The organism is Sphingomonas sp. YR710, assembly GCF_900101455.1.
Classification (GTDB): Bacteria; Pseudomonadota; Alphaproteobacteria; order Sphingomonadales; family Sphingomonadaceae; genus Rhizorhabdus.
On the sequence record NZ_FMZJ01000014.1, the window covers coordinates 65873 to 85052 of the forward strand.

Below are 19180 nucleotides of genomic sequence, written 5' to 3' on the forward strand. Positions count from 1 at the left end.
GTGACAGCGCTAGACAAAGGCCCGGATCAAGGGTCATGCGCCGATAGGCAGACCGTTTCCGGATTTCCACCCATTCCAGTCATATGACATAGAAGAAGCACCGTATGCGGGCCATTTTCTGCAATTTCGGTAAGGAAGAGGCGTGCGATCAGCGATCGGGAGATTCGCGTTTCAAGATCGATATCTCTCGCTGCGAAGCATTGTGGTTATCACTTAGGGAACAAACCCGATTTTGTTTGTATGAGCGATAGGGAAAGGTTTAATTCACCAAATATGGCGTAAGTTTACGTATTAAGGCTCTGAAGTAACTGTGCGATATAGTACAAATCGGGGGAGGTATGCGTAATGGATAACATCATCATCCGGAATCCGACACTTCTTGAGAAGACAGTGCCGTTTCGTTCCAGATCTCTCGTGCCGCCTCGATTGCGGGTAGCCGCCGGTACCAATGGCGCGGGGAACTCGGATGGAGCGCCCCCGGAGCGTCAGAGCAGAGAGACGCGTGTGCCCGTCGCAAGCCCCTATATGGTGCATATCATCGATGATGAGGAAGGTATTCGTCGGGCTCTGACCTTCATGCTCAGGAAAGCAGGTTTTGGCGTAACATCCTGGGCAAATGGCAAGGCCTTTCTCGATCAATTGCGGCGACTGAGCGATGGCTGCGTCCTGCTCGATATTCGCATGCAGGAGATGGATGGTCTTGAGGTCCAGGAAGCCATGCTGGCCGCGGGATGTACTTTACCCGTGATTATCCTGACGGGGCATGGCGACGTTTCGACAGCCGTTGCGGCGATGAAGGCTGGCGCGGTCGACTTTCTGGAAAAGCCCTTCGAATGCGATGATCTGCTGCGGGCCATCGAGCGTGCATTTGACAGGATCGAGCAGGCTGGACAGGTCGAGACTCAGACGGCCGACGCTTCGCTCAAGATCGCGGCGCTGACATCCCGCGAGCAGGAGATTCTCAACGGGCTTGCGCTCGGTCTTCCAAACAAGACCATCGCTTATGATCTGGGCATTTCCGCTCGAACGGTCGAGGTTCACCGCGCCAACCTGATGATGAAATTGCGGGTGCGGAGCTTCCCGGAGGCGCTGCGGATCGCGTTCGCGGCCGGTCTGGGCGCCTGATCCGGGGCCTTATCCGGTCGTGATCGCAGGCCCGTGCCGACGAAAGTCGGAAAAGGCCTAACGGACCGCGGCGGAAACACTCTCGCTCGCCTCATCCGGCTCTGCAGCGGATTGGCAACGCAGGGTCATGCAAAGCGTGGCCCCGTCCGGCGAATGTACCGCCCACAATTTTCCTCCGTGCCCCTCCACGATGGTGCGACATATCGGGAGGCCCAGTCCCGTTCCGGTTTCCTTCGTGGTCCTGAATGGTTCGAAAATATGCTCCAGCACCCCAGGGGCGAAGCCGCTGCCGCTGTCCTTGATCTGGACCAGCACCATGTCTCCCTGCCGCTGGGTCGTGATATCAATGTGCTTGAAGAGGCATTCCCGCATAGCCTCGACGGCATTGGCCAGAAGGTTTGCCAGAACCTGCCCGATCTGGATGCGATCAACGAGAACGAATTGGGCCTTCGGGTCGAAGTGGCATTTGATGGTGAGACCGGACGCCACCGAGCGGCGGCGCTTGGCGGTGGACGCTTCGTTGATGATCTTGTTCAGATCTTCGGGTTGGACCGCGATTTCGCCGCTGATCGTGAATTGCCGCATCTTGCGGATGATGTCGCCGGCGCGCAGCACCTCAGCGGCCGCCAGCCTCACCATCTCGATCAGTTCGCTGTCCTGGTCTTGCGGGCTGCTCTTCAGGGTGAGTTCGCACGCTTGCATGTAGCTGGTAGCCGCTGTCAGCGGCTGATTGAGTTCATGGGCCAGTGTGGATGCGAAAGCACCCATCGCGCTGAGGCGCGATATTCTCAGCAACTCCTCATGGGCGGCACGAAGCTGGTTCTGCGCGTTTTCCATTGCGGTCACGTCGATCGCGAGCCCGATCAGTCGAAGCGGTCGTCCATCCGGCGCATACTCCGCGCGACCGAGCCCACGAATCCAGCGCTGAGCATTTTCGGCCGTCCTAATCGCCACCGTGTGATCAAAAAGCCCGCCTGTGGCCAACGCAGCCTCGGCCGCGTTCCGCGTTGGAATATCGTCCTCATAAAAAAGAGCTACCATCTTGTCTTCGGGCCCGATCGCGACGTTGGCGGGCGTCGCGATGCCGAACCCGCCGGCGATGCACGCCGTCACGGAAAATTTCTCCGCGGGGTCAAACTGCCAGGCCGTCACGCCGGCTGCCTCATGTGCGAACCGCAATTGCTCTTCGCTTTCCTTCAGTGCGGCCTCCGCGGTCTTGCGCGCCGAAATATCCTCGATTGCCACAAGGTAGCAGTCCGGCACTCCGGCCGAGTTCGTGACCATATTCGCCGACACATTCGTCCAGATGTCATTCCCGTCCTTGCCAACATAGCGCCGTTCGATCGAGAGGAGGGGGACGGAGTCGATCAGACGGATGGTTCCTTCCTCGCTTGCCACGCGATCATGTGGATGCGTTATCTGATCGAAGGTGGTGGCCAGCAGTTCCTTCCGTTTGCGGCCCAGGATCTCGCAAAAGCGATCGTTCACCTCAAGGAATCGGCCATTTATCTCAACGCGCGCGAAGCCGACCGCGGCCTGCTCGAAGACGCTCCGATACCGCGCTTCGGCTTCCTCGATCTCACGCCGGTTTTCCACCGCTTCGGTCACGACCTCGCTGAACACGACGAGGCCGGCCACTTTGCCTTCGCTGTCGAGCCAGGGTTTGGCAAGCCAACGTACGATGTCGATATGTCCGTCGCCGCGCGTGACGGGCTGTGCGTCGGCCGAAGCCTCCATTCCGTCGAGCACCTGATTATGCATGGCACGCCATCGCTCGGGAAAGTTGGGAAAGACATCGTAGATCGATCGGCCGGTCAACAGGGTGTCGGGCGGCAGGCCATATTCGGTGAGGTAGCGATGCGATGCGACGAGATAGCGCATTTCACGATCGAACATCGCCATGGCTGCAGGGGTATGCTCCACAAACAAAGCGAGCTGCGCTTCGCGCTCCCGCAATTCGTTCGTGGTCTTCCGGAGACTGGCGGTGGTCTGCTGGTCCTGGGCTATAGCAGCAAGCATCAATGTCATCAGGCTGGCGCTTGCCAGAAACTTCTGGAGTAAGAGGATGTTGCCGGCCATATCCACGCCATTGGCGCTGAACGGTCCTTTTCCGATCGTTGTCCCTGCCATTGCCATCACAGCCAGGATGACGACGGCAACGGTTCCGCCTCGCAAATGCCCCACGACGGCCGACCAGACGAGCAACGGAAATATGTTCCATGCATTTGCGCCCGACTTTGGTTCCAGAAAGACGATCCAGGCCGTGATCGACGTAGCAAGCAGGGCCAGGACCATATGCAGCAGGCGCGCGGCGGTCAGGTCTTTGGCCCGGTGGCGCCACCAGATGAGAATGATTGGCATGAAGACCAGGATGCCCAGGCCATCACGGGCAAACCATGCAAAGCTGATATCGTCGAGAAGCGCCACAGGCGCCGTGCCTGTGGCCACCAGGCCGAAGGCGCGGATCAGCGCCGAGACCCATGCCGAAGCCATTATGATCAACGAGGTCATGATCATCCGGCGATGGAGCGAGAGAGGTGCGTCGGTGAGGATGGCCATGCGCCGCACGGCATGCGCGGCCATGACTGCCGCTACGGTCGATGCGCAGGTCATGATGCCCTGCGTCCCGACGGCAGGGAATTCGCCTATCAGCCAGGGGGCCACGAACAGCCCGGCAGCGACGGCGGGCCATAACCGGGGCCCACCGATCATAAAGCCGGCCAGCGCAACGCCCGCTGGCGCCCACAGCGGAGTGGGAGCCCCTGAAAATCTTTCCAACCAGAGGGTCGCCATCGCCGTCAGCATGCAGGCGATAGTAAGCAGAATCGTTCGCCAGATGTCTTCGTTCTGGGCCGCCAACACAGCCACGATCCAAGCTCCTCCAGTTGAGGGCGGACCTTGATCGTTTACCGAAGCAGACACGTTTTGAGAATCTACGTAAAATTTCACGCTGTCAACATGGTCCGACGGCTCCGCGGACCATCACTGGTTTGGAAAATATTTCGGTACGGGCATGGGAACGGCGATTTGTTCGATGAAGCCCCGATAAACGCGTGGCCGCTACAGCCGGAACACCGTGTCGATGACAATTTCCAAAGCCGGTTCATTTTTTGAGTATCGATGACAATTTACTCGCAATATTCATGGAATCTATAATGGCATCGTATTCATGAGAGGGTTAACGATCAAATATTGACCATCATATTTATCAAATATGTTGCGTTCGCCTGCCATTTTCACGCCCTTCATCCGCGAGGCAGGAATGGGTGGTCAGCCGGAATGTCCATGAGCATAATGGCACAGCGCGGCGATTTCGGCATCGGTTGCGTCCTTCAACGGACCCATCTTCGCACCGGTTGTCTCATATATTATGATGGCCCGTTCCAGCGGCACCTTCCGCGCGCCAGTCAGCATCATGCTGCAATATGGGACGCTCCAGCCGGTCTTGCGGCTCATGATCGTCGGCGTGAGGTGTGTCGGCTCTCGGGAAGGGTGGAATCCCGACGGCGATGGGGATTGTTTGTTTTTCACCGGCACCTCGTTTGAATTGCGCTATCGTTCGAATAGCGTCTGGTCTTCAGCTAGAACGTGTTGCACCGCGAAACCATTGGTACGTATCCATAGCGGCCAATACGTATTAGGGTGATCTTCACGAAAATACGCGTTTCAAAACAGGTCGCTAGCCCATGACGTTCGAAAACGCTCCACCTGGCTGGCCGAGCTTGCGTTCCCAGGCCACAGCATGTGCGACGATTTCGTCCAGGTCTGCATGCAGGGGTTTCCATGGCAGGCATTCCAGAATCGCGCGATTATCGGATACGAGTGCGCCGGGATCGCCGGCCCGTCGCTTTTCGAACCTGCGGACGATGCCACGATTGGTGATCCGCTCGACGGCATCGAGCACTTCGAGTACCGAAAAGCCCCGGCCGTAGCCGCAATTGAGGACGTGGTTCGTGGCCGGATCGGCGATCAGGGCCTCGAGCGCGAGCACATGCGCGGTGGCCAGATCGGAAACGTGGATATAGTCCCGCACGCCCGTGCCGTCGGGCGTGTCATAATCGGTTCCGAATATCGAGACGTGGTCGCGCTTGAGCAAGGCGGCCTCCACCGCGACCTTTATCAGATGCGTCGCACCTATCGTCGACTGGCCGGCGCGTGCCTTGGGGTCGGCGCCGGCGACATTGAAATAGCGCAGGATACAATAGTTGAGCGGATGTGTGGCGGCGACGTCGGCGAGCATGATCTCGGTCATGAGCTTCGACATGCCATAGGGGTTGATCGGCCGCTGCGGCGTGTCCTCGCTCACCGGGCTTTTGGCAGGCGCCCCATAGGTGGCGGCCGACGACGAGAAGATGAAGTGCGGGATGCCGCACCGTATTGCGCTCTCGATCAGCGAGCGGCTCTTGGCGGTGTTGTTGTGATAATATTTGAGCGGATTCGCAATGGATTCGGGCACCACAACCGAACCGGCGAAGTGCATGATCGCGCCGACGTCATGGTCCAGGATGAAGGTCTCGACAACGGGCTGATCGGCAATGTCCGCCACGAGCAAGGGGACATCGTGGGGAACGGCTTCGCGAAAGCCGGTGGTGAGATTGTCGATGACCACAACCGGCCAGCTCGCGTCGCTAAGCGCAAGTGCAGCGTGGCTGCCGATATAGCCGGCGCCCCCTGTTACCAATATCGTCGGTTTTTTGTTCATGACCATCCCCACATCTGGATCCTCATATCGGCAGGGTGCGCGATTGCGGGCTGCGCATGCTGCTTGCGACTCGCAAAGCGTAGAATAAATCATGATCTCGTAAACATAGGTGATGATTTAGGTGGAAATACTTATGACCATTCACTAATTTTCTGATCGATAATTTTGGCTACGATGCTTCCGGATGAGAAGTAATAGCTATAGCAGAATAATATCACGTAGCCAAATATAAACCACTATATTTTGATAATTTCAATAATATAGTGATTGCATCATTTATAAATAACGGTGGACGCCAGTGCTCTCATGCAAAGTACTGGCGTTACCCGTTATGATCTGAGGAGAACATCATGGCGACAAGTGCACCGGTCATTTATGATGGCGATCTCTCCGATTGGAGCGACAGTGAGCGGATCGATAATGCGATCGAAAGCCCTCCAGGATATGCGCTATATGCCAGGCCGGATGGCAGCTCGCTTGCCTTTGCCTTTCATTCGGCCGTGCCCATTGGCGCCAATACCACCTTCTGGCTTAACACCGATCGTGATGCCACAACCGGATACCAGATCTTCGGTTTCGCAGGTGGTGCGGAATATAATGTCAATATTGCGGCAGATGGTACCGCGTCACTGTACACCGGTGCGGCAGGGCAGACGCTGGTGCTTGCCAACCTCCAGATCGCCTATAATGCGGATCATACCGTTGCGGAATTCAGCCTACCGAAGGCGGCCATCGGCAACCCGCCTGCGATCGACGTTCTTTATGACGTCAACGATGCCGTCTTCGGACCAACCAGTTACTCCGACAAGCCCTTCACACTCTTCAATGATACGGGAATAGCGCCAAACCTATCGACCAAGGTTGGTATTGTCTATTCAGACACAACTGCGCACCAATATTTCAGTGAAACCGCTTACGCGCAGTTGTTCATGAATGCCCAGGCGCAGGCGATGCAGGCGGGGGTCAGCTTCGATCTGCTGAGCGAATCCGATCTGACCGACCTGTCCAAGATTTCGCAATATGACACGCTCATTTTTCCGTCGTTCCGCAATGTCCAGGCCAGCCAGGCCAATGCGATCGCCAACACGCTCCAACAGGCCGAGGTGCAGTTCGGCGTCGGCCTGATCGTTGGCGGCGAGTTCATGACGGATGACGAAAACAACAACCCATTACCCGGCGACTCTTATTCCCGCATGAAACTTCTGCTCGATGCGACGCGCGTCACCGGTGGAACGGGTGACGTTTCGCTTCAGGCCACGGATCCGGGCGGGCTGGTGCTGCAGAATTACGCGTCGAACGAAGTCATTCGTAACTATACGGGCGTGGGCTGGAACGCCTTCACCAATGTCAGCGGCACGGGCACCACGGTGGCCACCGAAACGATCGGCGGCCAGACATATGCGGCCGCGATGGCGACGCAGACGGGCGGCCGGAACGTCGTGTTTTCCAGCGAAGCGACGATGGCCGACAGCAACCTGCTGTGGCAGGCGATCGACTATTCGGCACAAGGGACCGGCGTGTCGGTCGGGCTGCAGCTGACGCGCCAGACCGGGATCGTCGCGGCACGCGTTGATCTGGACAGCAGCATGTATGCGGAAGACGTCAATCCGCTCGACGGGAGCCCGGGCGTTTACGACAAGCTCGTGCCAATTCTTGCGCAGTGGAAGGATGCGTATAATTTCGTCGGCAGTCTTTATGCCAATATCGGGAACAATCCGGCCCAGGGTATATATACTGACTGGACTGTCTCGCTTCCTTATTACAAGGCTATGATCGATCTCGGCAACGAAATCGGCACGCATAGCTATACGCATCCGGACAATACCAATCTGTTGAGCGCTGCGCAGATTCAGACGGAATTTGCGGACAGCACGACGATCCTGAACCAACAATTATCGGCATATCTCGGTCATCCCTACAACATCGTGGGGGCGGCGGTGCCGGGTGCGCCGGAAACGGTTGCGACCTCCACCGAGATCATGAAATATGTCCAGCAATACCTGACCGGCGGCTATTCGGGGGTCGGCGCGGGATATCCGGATGCCTTCGGCTTCCTGTCGCCGACACAGGAAAACAAGGTCTATCTTGCCCCCAATACCTCCTTTGATTTCACGCTTGTCGAATTTCAGGGCAAAACCATCGCTCAGGCCGAAGCCGCCTGGGCTCAGGAATGGACTGACCTGACGAGCAAGGGCCAGACACCAATCGTCGTCTGGCCGTTCCACGACTATGCCGCCGCCGCCTTCGATGTGAATGGTACGGGCACCAGTCCTTATACCACGCAGATGTTCACCGACTGGATTGCCCGAGCGTCGGCAAGTGGTTCAGAATTCGTCACGCTTGCCGATCTGGCGGATCGGATACAGGCGTTCGATCAGGCCAGTGTCACGACAAGCGTTGTCGGCAACACCATTACGGCGACTGTCGGCTCGTCCGACGCAGGGCGGTTCGCGCTTGATCTCCAGCGTCAGGGCAGCAGCGTCATCCAGAATGTCGACAACTGGTATGCCTATGATACGGACAGCATATTCATGCCTGCCTCCGGCGGCACCTTCACCATTCATCTGGGCGCGGCGCAGGATGATGTCACCCACATCGCCGCCCTGCCGATGCGGGCCTCGCTGATTTCGGTGGCGGGCGACGGGCGCAACCTTGCCTTTTCGGTTGAAGGTGACGGGCTCGTTACGGTGGACCTGCAGAATCCCGGCACCGATTTGATAAATGTGACGGGCGCAACGATTGCAAGCCAGAGCGGAGAGATTCTGACCCTCAATCTGGGTGCGGCGGGACATCATGATGTCACGATCGGCCTGGGGGCCGATTCCGCCCCGGTCATAACGTCGAACGGGGGCGGCGACACGGCAGCATTGTCGATCCCCGAGCACATCGCCGCAGTTGCAACGGTCGTCGCGACCGACGCCAATGCGGGGGACATCACGACCTATGGCATCGCATCCGGCGTGGATGCGAGCTTGTTCGCGATCGACTCAGTAACGGGCGTGCTGTCTTTCAAGGTCGCCCCAGATTACACGCTGCCGCAGGATAGCGATCATAACAACAGCTACCTGGTTAACGTCAGCGCGACCGATTCACATGGTTTGGCCGATCTGCAGCAATTGACGGTGAATGTCACCAATGCCAACGTCGCTCCGATCATAACGTCGAATGGCGCTGGCGCCACGGCGACCCTGGGGATCGCCGAAAACACCACCGCGGTTACGATGGTGGTCGCGACCGATGCCAATAGGGCAACAGGCGACACCACGACTTATGGAATCGTGTCGGGTGCAGATGCGGCATTGTTCGCGATCGATCCTGTAACGGGCGTTCTGACCTTCAAGGCAGCCCCCGATTACGAGCTGCCGCAGGATAGCGACCACAATAACAGCTACCTCGTCAACATCAGTGCTACCGATTCACGCGGCCTGGCCGACCTGCAGAACTTGACGGTTAACGTCACCAACGTCCTCGGCATTGTGCAGACGGGTACCAGCGGAAACGACATCATGACGGGCACGATCGAGCCCGATACGCTCTCCGGCGCCGGGGGAGCCGATACCATCTCTGGCCTCGGCGGTAACGATATTCTCAATGGCAATGCCGGCAAGGACATCATCAATGGCGGCGTCGGCAATGACAGGATCACGGGGGGCGCCGGGGCGGACACTCTGACGGGTGGACCGGGCAACGACCTGTTCGTTTATACGGATGTTGCCGATAGCGGCACCACGGCCACCACACGCGATGTCATCACCGATTTCGAGCATGCGATCGATCGGATCGATCTGTCCGCGATCGACGCGAATGCCGGCCGGGGTAGTCTTCGCGGGGACCAGGCGTTCACGTTCCTGCCCGTGGCGGGCACGGCGTTCACCGGCGCGGCGCAGTTGCGTTACACCTATGTCACGGTCGGTGGGGTCGAACACACCATCGTCGAGGGCGACGTCAACGTGAATCATATCGGGGCCGATTTCTCGATTGATCTGGTCGGGCACCAGATCCTCACCGCCAGCGATTTCATCCTGTGACGAGGCAGGAGAACATGAGTTCGCTCCAGACCCACAAACCCGGATAGGGCGGCCATGGCAGGTATCGGCTTCAAATTGTCGAGGCTAGCCCGTGACGGGGGGATCGGTGGCGTGGCTGCCGCGGCCATGCACGGAGCGATGATCAGTTCGGGCCCATGGTTGATGACGGCGGCCGCCATGATCGCGCTGCAATGGGGGAGTCGGTCGATGCTCGGCTCCGAAGGAAGCCTGTATGTCCAGGTGATCCTGACCTATGCGTTCGCCGTATCGGCGCTGATCGCTGCGCCGATCACGACGCTGACGATGCGGGCAGTTGCCGATAGCCTGTCCGCCGATAACAGGAGCGCGGTGCCCGGGCTGATGGTGGCCGCCAGTCTTGCGGTAACCGGATCATGTCTCGTCGCCGCGACGCTGTTGTTCGGAGTCCTGGCAAATCTGCCTGCGATCGATTTGGTGCTCGCCATCGCGATCCTCACCGTTCTCGGCCAGATCTGGGTCGCAAACCTGTTTTTGACGGCTCTCAAACGGCATTGGCCAATTCTGATTGCGTTCGGCGCCGGAATCGGGGTTGCCGCAGCAATTCTGATCTTCGGCGTCGTGACGTGCCGGCTCGTCCTGTTGGCCATTACCGTCGGGCTGATCACGACCTGCGGGATGCTTCGCCGGACGATCGGACGCGAATTCACGGCGCCTGCGATATGGCCAGGGGACTGGCAGTGGAGATTGCACTCTGGGGGCCATCTTGCGGCGGCCGGAATTGCGGCAGTGACCGCGGTGTGGATCGACAAATGGGTGGCGTGGTTTGGTCCTGGTAGTGCGCCCATGCTCGGCTGGCTGCGCCTCAATCCGATATATGACGAGGCGGCCTTCATGGGCTTGCTGCTGATTATCCCCGGGCTGACGCTCATGGTGATTACGGTAGAGACGCGGTTCGAGCTCGTTTTTGGCCGCTTCATGAAAGCGTGCGCCGTTGACGGCAGCTTTCGGATCATCGAAAGGGCGCGACGGGAGGTCGCGGCGACGCTCCTGCAGGATGCCCGGCTGCTCCTGATCGTCCAGGCAACCATCGGATGCGCGGCCTGGGTGCTTGCGCCGGCGCTGTTTGACGGGATCGGCGCGGATGCCCGCGGTATATTCGCCTTTCGCTTCACGGCCATCGGTCTGATTTTCCACTTGCTGGCAACAATGGCCACGGTCGTCCTCGCTTATTACGATCTGTTCGGCCGAATATTGATCATCTGGGGCGGCATGGCGTGCGTAAGCGCAACCGGTGCGCTGCTGGATATCGAATCCGGATATATTCATTTCGGCTGGAGCTTCATGATCGGCGCGCTGACCGCAGCGATACTCGGCATCCTTCTGGTCGGCAGCGCCACCCGGCAGCTGACCTATCTGATATTCGTCAAGAACAACCCTGCGATCATGGGTGACCGGCGGGTGTGGGTATGATTACCCGACGTCGCGCACTTTTTCTGGGAGCCGCGGCTGCGGGGCTGGCTGTGCCAGGATTGATGCGGGCCCAAACGGAGGTCACCCCATTGCTGGATCAACGGCCGCGCATCCGGTGCTGGGGCATAGATTATGGTGCGGACACCGATCCTGCGTTGGCGCGCAGCTATGATATGCTCGTTCTCGAACCCGACCATATGCGCCCCATCGCGCCGCTGCGTGGGCCGAGCGCCTTGCTGCTCGGCTATCTCAGCCTGGGCGAGGTCGATCGGTCGCGGCCCTTCTTCGCCGAACTGGACGCATCCGGCGCCATGTTGAAGCCGAACCCGGCCTGGCCGAGCGCCCGGATGGCCGATCTGCGCGCGGCATCGTGGCGCCGATATGTTCTGGAAAACCTGGTGCCGGCTATCCTCGCGACAGGCTATGATGGCGTGTTTTTCGACACGCTCGACAGCGCCGAGACTCTGGAGCGCGCCAGCCCGGTCGAAAATGCCGGGATGATCGCGGCCGGCATCTCGCTGGTAAAGGCGATCCGATCGCTCTTCCCCCGCATGTTCGTCATGATGAACCGCGGTTACGCCATGCTTCCGGAGGTCGCGACGTCGATTGACGCCGCGCTGGGCGAAGCGATGGCGTCACGGTGGAATTTTGCGGAAAAGCGCTACGAAATGGCGAGCGCCTCTGACTGGATCTGGCAGGCGACCCGTCTGCGGACAGCACGAGCGCGCAATCCGTCGCTCTCATTGTTGACGCTCGATTATTGGGAAACAGGCGACACCCGAACGGTGGCGGACCTCTATGCTCGTGAGCGCGCGGCGGGCTTCAGCCCTTATGTCGCAACGCTGGCGCTCGATCATCTCGTGCGGGAGCCGGAGGCATGAAAAGCGTCGCTATCATCATGATCTTGTCGCCGATCGCTGTTGGCCTTGTTTACGGCGCCAGCGCACTGCGCACGCCATCGCCAATGGAGGCACTTGGCGTGGGACTGCGGACCGACGATGATCGGGCCGCCCTCGCCGCCACCAGTAAAATGGCATCGGACCGCACAATCGCCATCTTGCTCATCGCCCGCGCGGATATCGCAGCGGGCCACCCGGAAAAGGCGATTGCCCTGCTCCAGCCGCTCACAACCGGTCGCACCAGAAATGCTACAGCAGAAGCATATCTCGACCAAGCTCTCGCCGCGAATGGCGACGCCCGTCGCCAACTTGCGCATGCCTATCGCCAGGCCGAACTGTCCGGCGATCCCAACGCTTTTCGTCGTGTCGCAAAGCTGGCCGCCGGCGCCGGGGCCGATCCTGTCGAGCGCGTCGCCTTGACGCGCCTCGATGCCGGGCACGCCGCCACGGCCAGCGAGGCTGAGCGGCTGGCTTCGCTCGAGGAACGGGAAGGCAATGTCGCCCAGGCTCGGAACCGGCTCGAGCAACATTTCAACGCCCATCAGCAGCTGTCGACTGCCGGGTTGCAGCATCTCCTCCAATTGTCGCTCGCCACTGGCGACGCGCATGCATTGTCGTCGCTTCACGCCGCTCTGGCGGCGCGGGGCGCTCCGCCGTCGTTGCAAACGATCACGGCCGATTTGCTGGTGATGGGACGGCCAGCCATAGCCGCACAGATGGCTGCACAAGCGAGCCCGGACGAGCGGCGCGCGCTCTGGCCGCTCCAAATCCTTGCGCTTCAAAAGGCACATGCGATCGATCAGGCGCAGGCACTACTGGCCAAAGCGGCGGCGCAACCCGGCACGGCGTCGCCAGCGGACATTGTCCGCGCCGCGTTTGACCTGGATCAGCCGCTCCTGCTTGTCACGGCCGCGGAGAAAGGGACAATCGAGCCATTGACCAGCACGATGGCGCTCGATCTGGTTCGCCGCGCCGCCCTGAAAAACCGGTTTGACCTCATTCCACGGATCGAACGCCTGTCCTCGGTTGATTGGCGGCGCAGCGATCCCTGGCTGGCGATCCGCGTCGCCGAAGCCACGCACGACGTTCCCGGCGCGCTGCGGTCCGCCGGATTTTTGCCTGCGGCGATCATCGTGGAGGCGCGCGAAGCGATCGCGGCGCGATCCGGCGACAAGGCGCTGCTTCGTTCGCTGCTCCTCGCGCATGCGACGGCGGATCCCGCCGCCCTCCGCGCCATTGCCGAGCGGCTGCTTGCGATCGGCGCGGGTGACGATGCCGTGGCGCTCCTCGAAGCCGACGCCCTGGCCCATAGTGGTCCGCATGGGGAGGCACTCGATCGGCTGCTCTATCTCTGGGGACCACGGCCGCCGCAGCCGGCGCTCGATTGGCTGCGCAGCCGCATTGGCGAGGCAAGCAGCGAGGCCGATCAGCTGGCGTGGCTGAGGCTATATGTCCGCCGCGACCGGCCGACCAGGGCATTGCGGATGCTGGAAGGATCGCCGCTCGGGGATCGGACCGACATGCTCATCGAGCGGCTGGCGCTTGCCGGACACCTTTCCGATGTTGCCGCAGCAAACCGCGCCTTGCTTCGGCTACTCGATGGACGGCGGCTTTCGCCAGCATCATTGGCGCAAATCTCCGCGCAGCTTCCACGATCGACTGGCCGCAGCCAGCGCCTGGCGCTGGCCTGGTTGCGGCTGGAGGCCGGCATAGCCGCTGCAAATGACCGAATGGACCTTGCCTGGGACGCACGCGAGCGCGGCGATTTTCCGGCAGCCTCGGCATTTGCGCAGCAGCAACTCCGCACCAGGCCGAAAGACATCGACGCGCTGCGTCTGCTGGCGGACGTCAGTCCTGGCTCGGACGAGAAAGCCTGGACACGGCGCGCTTTGGCGGCATTGCCCGACGCGCCGGCGAGCTTGCGGACCCGGGCCGAATTGCTGGGGCGTCTGGGGCAAACGGCGGATGCGCTGGTGGTGATTGAGCAGGCGCGGCGCATGAAACCCGATGACAGGAGCCTCGTTGCACTTCAGGCCCGGCTGCTGATTCAGGCAGGCGAGCCCGGGCGTGCCCAGGCGTTGTTCACGCAATGACGATGCTCATGCTCCTCGCATTGGGCGCTGCCGGGATCGCGGCACCCGCGCCAGCCAGCCCTCGTCTGCCGCTGGGAGACATACGCAACCTGGCCGATAGCGATGACGTGACAAGCTCCGCCCCGGTCACGGGCTCGAGCTCATCTTCAAGCGAGGTCGTCTTGCGATGGAGCAGCCCGGTGTCGGTGAAGCTGGAAACCAGGGATAATGAAATCGTCGCGCGTTTCGATCATCCGCTTCCGCCGGACCAGATCCGGGCGATGCAACATGCGGTCGGCGATCGGATCGGGCGGTTCGAATGGAACGAGAACAGCTTCCTGCTGCAGGCGGCGGCGGGCGATACCGCCAGTGCCGAGGTGTGCGACAATGGCGTTCGCCTGATCTTCGCAAAGCTGATAGAGCAGCCCGCTTCCCCCGCGGTCGATCCGGCCGCGAAGGATTTCGCGCTGGCCTCCGCCGCTGCGAACCAGGCCGCCGGTTATCCGAACCGTGCGCGCGCGCAATTGCTGGGGCTCGTCCGGCAATATCCCCGCGATCCCGGCGTTGAACGGGCGCTGGCAGATTCAGATGCCGCGATTGGCGCGCGGTTGCGGGCCGGTCGCGCTTATTTGATGCTCCGGGCACAGGATGACGACGCGGGGCGCATCGTCCGCGAATTGGGCGGGGCGATCGGCGTGACGGTATTGGCGCGCGATGGCACAGGCTTTCGGCAGATCGACGGCACCGTGCGGGGCACATTGCCTATATACGCCGAAGTCGCCGCCGAAGCGGCGATCCGCGTCGTGCGCACGCATGCCGATCCGGTTATCGATAGCACGGGCATCGGACATGAGGTTCGCGAAAGCCACACGATGCTGGAGCTTGCCGCACGCGGGTTTGTCGGTCCCACCACGCGGGTCGATCTGGTCGGCGCAACCTGGATCGGCAGAGGATCGGCAGGGCTTAGCGGCCAGCTTCGTCTCGGCCCGCCGGAACGGGAGTTGCGCCTGCTGGGCGCCTATCACCTGCCGGATATCTCGACGGCGGAGCAGGCGGTCGGCGGCGGCTTCATCAACCGGATCTCGATCGGCGGAACGCTGCGGCTATCGTCAAAGGCCGTCATCCAGGCCGACGGATATATCAATCGCTACGGTCTTGCCGGCGAAGGCGTCGTGGCCCGCACCGTCAGCGTTACCGGGGGGCTCGATTATCTGCTGCGGCGACGCGAACCCTGGCTGACGCTCACCTATCGGCTCGAAGCGGAATATCCCGGCCGGCTCACGCTCCGGCCCGGAGGGGCTTTGGCTCTGCCCTTCAGCAATCGCGAGAATCATACGGTGCAGCTGGCGACGGGAAAACGGTTTGGCATTGTCCAGCTGGGCGGGAGCGCGGGCTGGACGAAGGACCGGTTTGGCGGAAGTGGCCCTACCGCCACGATCAACGCCAGTACCGCATATCATGGTTGGCGAGCGGAACTGGCAACCGGCGTCAGTTCGATCAGCCGGCCCGATTTTCCTGGCCGGCAATATTTTCTGCGCGTGTCCTTCACCAGGGCATTGGGGCGCCTATGATGCGCAAGCACCCCCATCTGAGGATATCGCTGGAGATGCTGGCGATGTTCGGCTGCCTTGGCTGGCTCGATTATCGACTGGACGGGGCGCTCGTGCAATTCAACCCGAACCCCTACTGGATACCGGTCGTCGCGATGGCAATGACTTATGGCTCGGGGTCCGGGCTGTCCGCCGCAATTGTCGCGAGCAGCTGGTGGATCGTGTCGCAACAGGTGCCGCTGTCGCCGGGGGACGATCCGTTCGATCATCTGCTGCACATGTCGCTTACGCCGTTGCTTTGGGTTCTTGCGGCGATCTGCATCGGCGAATTGACGGCCTATCGCCGATCCAAGCTGCGTCGCTCACTGGAAGCCCGTACCAGGCTGGAACACGATATTATCAAGGTTTCCGCTGCCTTCGATCTGATCATGGCGGTGAACCGCGATTTGCAGGTGCGCGTCGCGACAAGCGACGATGAAACCGCCGACGTGATGACGTCGACAATCGCGCTCACCAGGGCGACGCCGTCCAAATTCGCGGAAATCGCCGCGCACCTGATCAGCGTTGCCAGCAAGGAAGACGATTTCACATATTATATGGTCGAAGGCACGACGATCAGACCACTGACCCGCGGCACCGGCGCGAAGCGGCCGTTGCGGAGCATCGAAGGGTCGGCGCTGGCGCACCGACTCCTCAACGGCGAGCATCTGATGCTGGCCGCCGAAGAGGGCGGATGGGCGCTCTTCGAAGACATTGGCATCGCCGCGCTGGCGATCCGCGCACCGGACGATATCACCATCGGGATATTGCTGTTTCACAGCCTCAAATCACGACCGCTGTCGCGTCTTGGCCTGCTTGAACTGGCGGATGCAACGGGCGGGCTGGGGGAAGCCTTTGCCCAATTGGCACCATCATTCCTCAAACTGGCCCGCGAAGACGAAGCGCCCATCATACGAAACAGGGCAATGTGATTGGCTGGATCGCCATTCTTGCGGCGCTGGACGCTATCGCGATCGGCCTGGCGGCGGAAGGAGCATATCGTGCCATATTTGTCGGTGTGCATCTCTTTACGACGCTCGCCGCGATCGGGATCATCATCGGCAAGAAGCGTTCATTTGACAGGCTGGACGCGGTATCCGCGCTGATTGCCTGCTCGCTCGGACCTCCGGGATGCCTGGCCTTTCTGCTGTTCGCAAGCCTCACCGGAAGATGGCGGGGGCGGGGGCAGGTCGGCTTCGATGATGATGATGACGTGGAAAATAAGGATACCGGTGCGGTCGGCCTGGGTGCCACCGAGGCGCTGCTGGAAGGACGGCTCCCGCTCATTACCGCGGCAAAGGTCGGATCGTTGATCAGCGTTCTGCGCTATGGCGATGTCAACGATCGTATGCGCGCCGTTGAAATCGCCGTGCGTTCGTTCGAGCCCCGGCTTTCGCCGATCGTGGCTGCGGCGCTGCTGGATTCGGATCAAACGATACGGGCCCTGGCTGCGGCGGCTTCAACCCAGATCGCAAAAAATTGCGACAGGACGCGCGCGCGGCTGGAGCGCCGTCTTCAACGGACGGGGGATCCTGCCAGTCTCATCCAATTCCTCAGCGCCCATGGCACATATAATGTTCTGTTGTCGCCGACGGCGCGGCTGCAGATGCTTGCCGATACCGACGCGTTGAAGCGGTCAATCGTCTCATGAGCGGATATGATCAGGACGGCCTCGATGTGTGCGTCATCGTCGAGGGGGCGTATCCGTTCCTCGTTGGTGGCGTATCGAGCTGGCTGCAGGATCTGATCGAAAATCTGCCCGACGTGCGCTTCGCGATCGTGGCCATCAAGGCGGGCAATGACGTGCTGGAACGGCGCATCAAGCCGCCGGACAATGTGATGATCCTGCAGGAATTGTCACTTACGCCCGGGCCCGGCCGCCCGGGAACGCACTATGATTCATCATTGATGGAGCAACTGGCCTGGGAGCTGCTGGATTTCATGGACAATGGCGGGCTCGGTCGCCTCGCGCGCGTGCTCGATACGCTGCATGATTTGTCCCCTCAGCCCGCCATCGACGATGTGCTGACCCACCCCGTCGTCTTTGCGAGCCTGACGCGCCATTTTGAACGGACGCTGCCATTATCGTCCTTCCATCATTTCTTCTGGGCGCTGCGCACGTTGCTGGGCGGATTGCTGGCGACTTTGCTCGCGCCGTTCCCGCGAGCGAAGGTGTATCACACAATCTCAACCGGGTTTGCCGGCCTGCTCGCGGCGCGGGCGCGCATCGAAACCGGCCGACCGACGTTGATCACCGAACATGGCATCTATCTGCTGGAGCGCCAGATCGAAATCATGATGGCGGACTGGATCGGCGATCGCATCGCCATCGGTTTGCCATTTGCAAACGACACGCCCGATCTTCGCGATCTCTGGTGCCGTGTCTTTTCCGTCTATGCCCGCACCTGTTACGCGGCCTGCAACCCGATCATCGCCTTGTATCAGGCCAACAGCCTCATCCAGGCCAGGCTGGGCGCCGCGCCGGCATCGCTTGCCGTCATCCCGAACGGCGTCGATCTGGAACGGTTCGCCGCGATCAGGCGACAGGATCATCATGAGCTGCTGACCGTCGCGCTGATCGGCCGGGTCGTGCCGATCAAGGACATCGAAACCTTTATCCGGGCCGCGGCCATCATCCTTTCGCATCGCGCGGACGTCATGTTCGAAGTTCTCGGGCCGGTGGATGAGGATCTCGGTTATGCCGAGGAATGTCGCGATCTGGTCAGGCTGCTGAACATCGGCCATCGGTTCGACTTTGCCGGCAGGGTTCAAATCGATGACTGGTTGCCGGTGATCGACGTCATCGTATTGACCAGCCTGTCGGAGGCGCAGCCGCTCGTCATCCTGGAAGCCGGTGCCTGCGGGATTCCGAGCGTTGCTTCCAATGTCGGTAGTTGCCGGGAGATGTTGGAGGGGCGCCCGTCGGATAGCAATGACGGGGAGCCTGGCGGGATCATAACGCCGCTCCGATGCCCCGAGGAAACCGCCAGGGCCATCCTCCGGCTGCTCGATGACGAAGATCTTCGCCGGCGGATGGGCGCGACCCTGCGCGCGCGCGTTCGTCGTCTGTACGACCGTGACAGTCTCCACCATCGCTACGCGGCGCTTTACGAGACGCTCGCTTGCGCGGCGAGCCAGCCGTTCGTGCGGGAATGATCCGGGGGACAGCTCGATGATCCGTGTTTTGACATCCACCGGGTCTTCTTGGGCTTGCCTGACCCCAATTCCTGCAATCCCCGCGAAGACGAGGGCTATGTCTGCATCAAAACATGGTGCTGCTTGGGGGGAGAGCCATGGGGCCCCCGCTTTCGCGGGA

General features: G+C 60.8%; 12 protein-coding genes. 9 read left to right on the forward strand and 3 right to left on the reverse strand.

Going from position 1 to position 19180, the window contains the following annotated elements:
- Positions 1-525: 525 nt before the first annotated feature.
- Positions 526-1125, forward strand: coding sequence for a response regulator transcription factor (locus BLS13_RS15980; RefSeq protein ID WP_093453618.1), 600 nt, complete (start codon positions 526-528; stop codon positions 1123-1125).
- Positions 1126-1182: 57 nt separating this feature from the next.
- Here the strand turns inward: BLS13_RS15980 and BLS13_RS15985 are convergent, their stop codons facing one another.
- The 3 genes from BLS13_RS15985 to galE form a co-directional block, all read right to left on the reverse strand.
- Positions 1183-3993, reverse strand: a complete 2811-nt coding sequence (locus BLS13_RS15985) for a PAS domain S-box protein (protein ID WP_093453619.1) — start codon at positions 3991-3993, stop codon at positions 1183-1185.
- 402 nt (positions 3994-4395) lie between these two features.
- Positions 4396-4581 carry a hypothetical protein gene (locus tag BLS13_RS15990; protein ID WP_093453621.1) on the reverse strand — a complete coding sequence of 62 codons (186 nt, stop codon included), beginning with the start codon at positions 4579-4581 and terminating at the stop codon, positions 4396-4398.
- Positions 4582-4804: 223 nt separating this feature from the next.
- The gene (gene galE / locus BLS13_RS15995; RefSeq protein ID WP_093453676.1) at positions 4805-5827 is read right to left on the reverse strand and encodes a UDP-glucose 4-epimerase GalE; all 1023 of its coding nucleotides are present in this window, start codon (positions 5825-5827) and stop codon (positions 4805-4807) included.
- 350 nt (positions 5828-6177) lie between these two features.
- On the opposite strand from galE, the gene BLS13_RS16000 reads away from it, so the two are divergent.
- The 8 genes from BLS13_RS16000 to pelF all read left to right on the forward strand — a co-directional run bounded on the left by BLS13_RS16000 (position 6178) and on the right by pelF (position 19020).
- Complete coding sequence (locus BLS13_RS16000) at positions 6178-9855, forward strand: cadherin domain-containing protein (RefSeq protein WP_093453622.1); 3678 nt, start codon at positions 6178-6180, stop codon at positions 9853-9855.
- A gap of 54 nt (positions 9856-9909) precedes the next feature.
- Positions 9910-11304, forward strand: coding sequence for an exopolysaccharide Pel transporter PelG (pelG, locus tag BLS13_RS16005; RefSeq protein ID WP_093453624.1), 1395 nt, complete (start codon positions 9910-9912; stop codon positions 11302-11304).
- Positions 11305-11393: 89 nt separating this feature from the next.
- A complete protein-coding gene (locus BLS13_RS16010; RefSeq protein ID WP_256325928.1) occupies positions 11394-12185 on the forward strand; it encodes a glycoside hydrolase family 191 protein in 792 nt (263 codons plus the stop codon).
- The gene (locus BLS13_RS16015) at positions 12182-14296 is read left to right on the forward strand and encodes a tetratricopeptide repeat protein (RefSeq protein ID WP_093453627.1); all 2115 of its coding nucleotides are present in this window, start codon (positions 12182-12184) and stop codon (positions 14294-14296) included. Before BLS13_RS16010 ends, BLS13_RS16015 begins: the two co-directional genes overlap by 4 nt.
- 179 nt (positions 14297-14475) lie before the next feature.
- Positions 14476-15846 carry a hypothetical protein gene (locus BLS13_RS16020; RefSeq protein WP_143011983.1) on the forward strand — a complete coding sequence of 457 codons (1371 nt, stop codon included), beginning with the start codon at positions 14476-14478 and terminating at the stop codon, positions 15844-15846.
- Positions 15846-16796 (forward strand): hypothetical protein, encoded by a 951-nt coding sequence (locus BLS13_RS16025; protein WP_143011984.1) that lies wholly within the window; start codon positions 15846-15848, stop codon positions 16794-16796. Before BLS13_RS16020 ends, BLS13_RS16025 begins: the two co-directional genes overlap by 1 nt.
- A complete protein-coding gene (locus BLS13_RS16030) occupies positions 16793-17515 on the forward strand; it encodes a hypothetical protein (RefSeq protein ID WP_093453632.1) in 723 nt (240 codons plus the stop codon). The genes BLS13_RS16025 and BLS13_RS16030 overlap by 4 nt, the downstream gene beginning before the upstream one ends.
- Positions 17512-19020 carry a GT4 family glycosyltransferase PelF gene (gene pelF / locus BLS13_RS16035; protein WP_093453633.1) on the forward strand — a complete coding sequence of 503 codons (1509 nt, stop codon included), beginning with the start codon at positions 17512-17514 and terminating at the stop codon, positions 19018-19020. Before BLS13_RS16030 ends, pelF begins: the two co-directional genes overlap by 4 nt.
- Positions 19021-19180 lie beyond the last annotated feature (160 nt).